Raw genomic sequence first — 5,554 nt, 5'->3', positions numbered from 1 at the left:
CAGTCGGCCGAGGCCAGCGCCCGCTCATAGGTGTCGGGATCCTCGATCTGGCTGCCGACATGGAAGCATAGGCCGACCTTGTAGCCGGTGCGGTTCAGGCGCTCGGCAAGCTCGACCGCATTGGCCGGCCCGGCGCCGAACTTCTTCGACAATTCGTAAGCAGCGTGGCCCTTGGTCTGGATGCGGACGAAGACGGTGATGGCGCCGGGGTCGATGTCGAGCGCCCGCACCACCCGTGTCAGCTTGGTGATCTCGTCCTCATGGTCGAGCGAGATCACCCGGATGCCGTATTTCTCCAGCGCCAGCTTGATGTCCGACTGCGCCTTGACCGGATGCATGTAGAGCATCTCGGCATCCGCCGAGACCGCGCGCACGGCCGCGAACTCGCCGGGCGAAGCGACGTCGAAGGTGCTGACGCCGGCTTCCACCAGCGTCTTCAGCACGATCTGCTCGCCGTTGGTTTTCACCGCATAAGCGGTCTTGCCTGGGAACATGCCCATGAACTGCAGGGCATCCGCCTTCAGCACCTGTGGGCGGAAACAATAGACCGGATCGTCGGGACGAAGCGCCAGTGCCGCATCACGGGCATTTTCGAATCGCTGCATGGACGAATCCTCAGGTCTGGAGCGCGCACAATTAATCCTAGCTAGCCGCCAAAGAAAACAGTTCTGTGTCTGGCGACCCGGAGCGGCCGGTCGCACATTTTGCCAACGCTAGACCAGCAGTCAGGTTTCGGGTGGTCCTTGCCGCCGAACTCGATATCGGTTGGTGAAATGTTGACGGGCTGGGATTGCGATCGGCCCGGGGAGGAACAGGACATGTCCACTATGGCCGGCGCCGTGCCGACGCGCGGACCGATGACGCTCAAGGATTGGACGCAGCTTCTCCTGCTCGGCGCGATCTGGGGCGGCTCGTTCTTCTTTGCCCGCATTGCGGTGTCCGAGATCCATCCGCTGGCGCTGGTGCTGTTTCGCGTCGCCATCGCCGCGATCGCGCTCCAGCTCTATCTGGCGGTGCGCGGCCCGTCGTTCCGGCTCGCCTTCCCGCATGCCGGCCTGTTCTTCCTGCTGGCCCTCACCAACAATGTCGTGCCCTTCTCGCTGATCTTCGCCGGCCAGACGCAGCTCGGCGCCGGCGTCGCCTCCGTGCTCAATGCGACGACGCCGTTCTGGACGTTGATCCTGGCCAATGCGCTCACGACCGACGAGAAGCTCTCCTGGAACAAGCTGGCCGGCATCGCGCTCGGCGTTGCGGGAACAGCCGTAATGATCGGCCCGGGGCTTGTTGCCGGTCTCGGCGGACCGGTCTGGGCCAAGTTCGCGCTGATCGGCGCCTCGGTGTCCTATGCGATCGCCTTGATGATCGCGCGCCGCTTCAAGGGTGTGCCCTCGCCGGTCATCGCCACCGGGCAGTTGACCGCCTCGACCATCATCATGATCCCCATCGTGCTCATTGCCTATGGGCCGACGGGCTTGTTCTCGGCCTCGCCACCGGTCTGGGCCGCGGTGCTGGGGCTGGCGCTGCTCTCCACCGCCTTTGCCTATATCCTCTATTTCAACCTCGTCGCCTCGGCCGGCGCCACCAATGCTTCGCTGGTCACGTTGATCGTGCCGGTCAGCGCGGTGCTGCTCGGCTTCCTCTTCCTCGGCGAACGGCTGGCGCTGTTCGAGATCGGCGGCATGACGCTGATCGGACTCGGCCTGATCACCATCGACGGGCGGTTGTTCGGCAAATGGTAGCGGTGTCACGCCACACCGCCGCCACAATTTATTCACAACGGCGAAGCCGGCTTTTGCCGAAGAGTTTCAACGGCTAACGGCAAATTCCAGGTCGCGGATTTCACAATCATGTCGCATTGCAGCACGTTTTCCGCTTGCCTGTGGCACAAATGACCCTAGACTCCTGCCATAGCTCTGAAGAGGAGGCTATGACATGGGACTGACGAGGCCGATCAACGCTTTGATGATTTGTGCCGCATTCGCATTCATCGGTGCCCTTATCATAGGCGTTCTTCCCTGACCCGCCAAAGCCGGGAAGACCAGCACCGAGAATAGTCCAACAGTTCGAGAAGGCCGGGTCCTACCCGGCCTTTTCCATTGCAGCACGCCTTATGCGGCAGCCGAACCGGCCGCCTCTGCTTCATGCGAGCGGATGCCGATCATGTGGCAGACGGCAAAGACGAGATCGGCGCGGTTCATCGTGTAGAAATGGAAGTCGCCGACGCCGCGTTCGACAAGGTCGAGCACCTGCTCGGCCGCAACGGCCGAGGCCACCAGCGCATGCGTCTGCGGGTCGTTTTCCAGCCCTTCGAAACGTTCGGCGAGCCATGCCGGCACCAGCGCGCCGCAGCGCGACGAGAAATTGGCGACCTGGGTGAAATTATGCACCGGCAGGATGCCCGGCACGATCGGGATGTAGATGCCGGCGCGGCGCGCCCGCTCGACATAGCGCTCATAGAGATCGTTGTCGAAGAAGAACTGGGTGATCGCCCGCGTCGCGCCATTGTCGACCTTGCGCTTCAGCATGTCGATGTCGGTGGCGAAATCCGGGCTTTCAGGATGCTTTTCCGGATAGGCCGAGACCGAGATGTCGAAATCGCCGACGCTCTTCAGCGCCCCGACCAGTTCGGCGCCGTTGGCGTAGCCGTCGGGATGCGGGCGATAGCTCGTGCCGACACCGGCCGCCGGATCGCCGCGCAACGCGACGAAGCGCTTGACCCCCATGTCGGCGAACTCGCGGATGACCGTGTCGACCTGATCGCGCGCGGCGTCGACGCAGGTCATATGCGCCGCCGGCGTCAGCGACGTCTCGTTGAGGATGCGCTTGACCGTGCGCGCCGTGCGCTCGCGGGTCGAGCCGCCGGCGCCATAGGTCACCGAGACGAATTTCGGCTTGAGCGGCTCCAGCCTTGTGACCGTGTCCCAGAGCCTTGCTTCCATCTCGTCGGTCTTCGGCGGGAAGAATTCGAACGAGACCCGGACCTTGTCGCCAATGTCGGGGCGGCGGGAAAAGCGGAACTGGTTCATCAGGCGGTTTCCCCCATTGGGTATGTCTTGGCAGGTAGCGGGTCGTTGGACGGATCGGCAATCAGCAGGCGGCGGTCGCGGCCGAGCCAGAGCTTGACGGTGAGCCTTGCCTCGTTGCCGCCGCGCGGCTCGAACTCCTGGCTGTCCTCGAGGTCGAGCCCGGCCTCCGAGAACCAGTCCGACATCTGCCGGTCGGAGAAGCCGAGCCGCATATGGGCGTGCTGGTCGCGCAGGAATTCGAGGTTATGCGGCGCGAAGTCGACGACGATCAGCCGGCCCGATGGCCTGAGCAGCCGCGCCGCTTCGGCGATGGCGCGGGCGGGGTCGTCGAGATAGTGCAGCACCTGGTGGATGGTCACGAGATCGAAGGCGTTGCGCTCGACTGGCGGCGAGAAAATGTCGCCCTGGCGCACCTGCGCATTGGCGATGCCGGCCTTGTCGAGATTGGCGCGCGCCACGCTCAGCATCTCGCGCGACATATCGATGCCGACGCCGCGCCGGTAGAGCGGCGCGAAGATCTCGAGCAGCCTGCCCGTGCCGGTGCCGAGGTCGAGCATCGACTGGAACGGCCGCTTGCCGACGAGCCTGATGAGCGCGGCTTCCACCGCCCTGTCCGGCACATGCAACGAGCGGATATGATCCCAGCTCGCGGCATTCTCGGAGAAATACTCGGCGGCCCGGTCCTGCCTTTTGCGCTTCACCGCCGCCAGCCGCTCGAGATCGCGCACCACCTGCGGATCGGCCTCGCTTATGCCCGACACCAGGCGCTGCACGAAATCGCGCGAATTATCGATGTCTGTCAGCCTGAAGAAGGCCCAGGACCCCTCCTGGTAGCGGCCGATCAGCCCGGCATCGAGCAAAAGCTTCAGATGGCGCGAGACCCGCGGCTGCGATTGCCCAAGAATCTCCGTGAGGTCGGAAACGGTAAGATCACCGCGCGAAAGCAGCACCAGGATGCGCAGCCGGCTGGATTCGGCCGCCGCCTTCAATGTATCTACCATTGTGTCGAGCGAGACATGCATGAGCGGGTTCTCGTTGAAAGATATAAAGATATGTTTATGTCGATTTTGAAACCCTGGCAAGTGCTATGTCGCTTCCGGACAAGAAAATGGCGCAGCCGTGATCCGCGCCGGGCAAGCGGTTCTTCCGCGGGATGGTGAGGATGTTTGAGACGCGCCAAGGTGAAACGCTTCTTGCAGCCGATCCGGCGCAACTGCGGCCGGACGGCCATGTCGTCTTCATCGGCCGCATCGTTTCGCCCTGGGCGGTCCGCGACGAGTGCCCGAAGAACATGCGCGCCGCCCGCGAGACCGGGCAGGCCGCGACGGTTCTGATCGACGAGCCGTATCGTCCGGGGCTGCAGAACCTGGAACGCGCCAGCCATGTCGTCATCCTGTCCTGGCTCCATCACGCGCCGCGGAATCTGATTGTGCAGAAACCGCGCCACGCGGCTGAACCAAAAGGCGTTTTCTCGCTGCGCTCCCCTGCCCGGCCGAACCCTGTCGGTCTGCATGTGGCGAAGCTCGTCGCTCTCGACATCGAGGCCGGCCGGATCGGGATCGACGCCATCGATGTGCTCGACGGCACGCCGGTCATCGACATCAAGCCCTACTACGCTACGATCGACGCTTTCCCCGAAGCGACCATCGCCGGGCGCGACGAGAAATGAGCGCACCCACCGGCCGCCGCCGCGCCATTGCCAAGGCGCTGACCGCGCTTCTTCCCCTCGCGCCCTATGCCGACATGGAAAAGATCCGCGCCGACGCCGGTTCGGTGCATATGAAGACCCTGCCGCCGACGATCGCGGTGTGGCTGGCGACCATCGCCCATGTCCGCCATGCCCACACCGACTACGAAAAACTGCTCGCCGAAGGCTATGACCGGGATTCGGCACGCTTTTTCGTTATCGGGCGGACCAACGAGGTGCTCACCCGCTGGCGCGCGACACGGCTGCTCCAGGAAGACGACGAGGAAGAATGAAGCTCCAGGCAGCGGCGGGCCCGTTGGACTAAAACGGACTGGTTACAGCAATGATGGGCAACGCCGATGCGCCTAACGACGCACTCCGCTCGCCCAGATCGCTGAGGATCAGCCGCTTTTGCCGGCCAAGCCGCACCGAGGGCCGCAATTCGCCGACATGATCGTAGAGCCGGGCGAGGAGTTGCCTCGGAGCGGCTCCGCCCAGCACGATCATTTCGGGATCGAGCAGGTTTTCGATAGTGACAAGCGCCAGCGAAAGAGCGCGCGCCGCGCCATTCAGCCATTCCTCTTCCGTCGATTCGGCAGTCGTGCCCGGGCATGTTGCCTGAAACCGCCGCAGCGACGAGAGCGACAGATACTGGCCAAGGCATCCACGGTTGCCGCAGTAGCAGGGCGGCCCTTCGGGATCGACGAGCAGATGGCCGAACTCTCCTGCGTTGCCGCTGTTGCCCCGATAGGGCTCGCCTTTCATCACGATGCCGCCGCCGACACCTTCGCCGACGAAGACATAGAAGAAATGATTGGCCTCGCGCGCAACGCCATTCAAT

Annotated in this window: 7 protein-coding genes; 3 read left to right on the top strand and 4 right to left on the bottom strand. The window is 63.8% G+C overall.

What is annotated here, in order from left to right; all coding sequences use genetic code 11:
- A partial coding sequence (locus EOD07_RS20470; RefSeq protein ID WP_206519508.1) for an alanine racemase occupies positions 1-605 on the bottom strand: 605 nt, incomplete at its 3' end.
- Positions 606-818: 213 nt separating this feature from the next.
- On the opposite strand from EOD07_RS20470, the gene EOD07_RS20465 reads away from it, so the two are divergent.
- Positions 819-1,739 carry a DMT family transporter gene (locus tag EOD07_RS20465; RefSeq protein WP_127236757.1) on the top strand — a complete coding sequence of 307 codons (921 nt, stop codon included), beginning with the start codon at positions 819-821 and terminating at the stop codon, positions 1,737-1,739.
- Positions 1,740-2,108: 369 nt separating this feature from the next.
- On the opposite strand, the gene metF is transcribed toward EOD07_RS20465, so the two are convergent.
- On the bottom strand, positions 2,109-3,026 hold the full coding sequence (gene metF / locus EOD07_RS20460; RefSeq protein ID WP_040988093.1) for a methylenetetrahydrofolate reductase [NAD(P)H]: 918 nt from the start codon (positions 3,024-3,026) through the stop codon (positions 2,109-2,111).
- The gene (locus EOD07_RS20455; protein WP_040988091.1) at positions 3,026-4,048 is read right to left on the bottom strand and encodes a metalloregulator ArsR/SmtB family transcription factor; all 1,023 of its coding nucleotides are present in this window, start codon (positions 4,046-4,048) and stop codon (positions 3,026-3,028) included. Before EOD07_RS20455 ends, metF begins: the two co-directional genes overlap by 1 nt.
- A 140-nt stretch (positions 4,049-4,188) precedes the next feature.
- Between EOD07_RS20455 and tsaA the strand changes: the two genes are divergently transcribed.
- Both tsaA and EOD07_RS20445 read left to right on the top strand, forming a co-directional pair.
- Positions 4,189-4,695 (top strand): tRNA (N6-threonylcarbamoyladenosine(37)-N6)-methyltransferase TrmO, encoded by a 507-nt coding sequence (gene tsaA, locus EOD07_RS20450; protein WP_127236756.1) that lies wholly within the window; start codon positions 4,189-4,191, stop codon positions 4,693-4,695.
- A complete protein-coding gene (locus EOD07_RS20445) occupies positions 4,692-5,006 on the top strand; it encodes a DUF2293 domain-containing protein (RefSeq protein WP_127236755.1) in 315 nt (104 codons plus the stop codon). Before tsaA ends, EOD07_RS20445 begins: the two co-directional genes overlap by 4 nt.
- Before the next feature lie 28 nt (positions 5,007-5,034).
- On the opposite strand, the gene EOD07_RS20440 is transcribed toward EOD07_RS20445, so the two are convergent.
- Positions 5,035-5,554, bottom strand: a 520-nt coding sequence (locus EOD07_RS20440; protein ID WP_164772382.1) for an ROK family protein, incomplete at its 5' end; no start/stop codon positions are given.

It is taken from the genome of Mesorhizobium sp. M2C.T.Ca.TU.002.02.1.1, from assembly GCF_003997225.1.
The sequence above is the reverse complement of the archived record's forward strand: the minus strand, read 5'-3'. Positions and strand labels throughout refer to the sequence as shown.

What these genes read in the sequence shown, in the direction of transcription:
- tsaA (WP_127236756.1), top strand. Translation starts at nt 4,189, where the DNA reads ATGTTTGAGACGCGCCAAGGTGAAACGCTTCTTGCAGCCGATCCGGCG.
- metF (WP_040988093.1), bottom strand. Translation starts at nt 3,026, where the DNA reads ATGAACCAGTTCCGCTTTTCCCGCCGCCCCGACATTGGCGACAAGGTC.
- EOD07_RS20455 (WP_040988091.1), bottom strand. Translation starts at nt 4,048, where the DNA reads ATGCATGTCTCGCTCGACACAATGGTAGATACATTGAAGGCGGCGGCC.
- EOD07_RS20445 (WP_127236755.1), top strand. Translation starts at nt 4,692, where the DNA reads ATGAGCGCACCCACCGGCCGCCGCCGCGCCATTGCCAAGGCGCTGACC.
- EOD07_RS20465 (WP_127236757.1), top strand. Translation starts at nt 819, where the DNA reads ATGTCCACTATGGCCGGCGCCGTGCCGACGCGCGGACCGATGACGCTC.